Source organism: Bacillus cereus group sp. BfR-BA-01522 (assembly GCF_022662635.1).
GTDB classification, from domain to species: domain Bacteria; phylum Bacillota; class Bacilli; order Bacillales; family Bacillaceae_G; genus Bacillus_A; species Bacillus_A cytotoxicus.
Window position 1 is genome coordinate 1 of the sequence record NZ_JAKUDY010000062.1, and the last position, 240, is coordinate 240.

Below are 240 nucleotides of genomic sequence, written 5' to 3' on the forward strand. Positions count from 1 at the left end.
GAACATCACGAATGCAAGAACAGACTATTTGCAAAAAATCTCTACTTACATTGTCAAAAACCACGACATCATTGGTATGGAAGATTTGCAAGTGTCAAATATGTTGAAGAATCATAAGTTAGCTAAAGCCATTAGTGAAGTGAGTTGGTCGCAATTCAGAACGATGTTAGCGTACAAGGCAAGATGGTACGGTAAACAAGTAGTTACTGTATCTAAAACATTTGCAAGTTCTCAATTGTG

Annotated in this window: 1 protein-coding gene; it reads left to right on the top strand. The window is 36.2% G+C overall.

Annotated features, from left to right (window positions below):
* A partial coding sequence (locus MR059_RS21660; RefSeq protein ID WP_242162038.1) for an RNA-guided endonuclease TnpB family protein occupies nt 1-240 on the top strand: 240 nt, incomplete at both ends.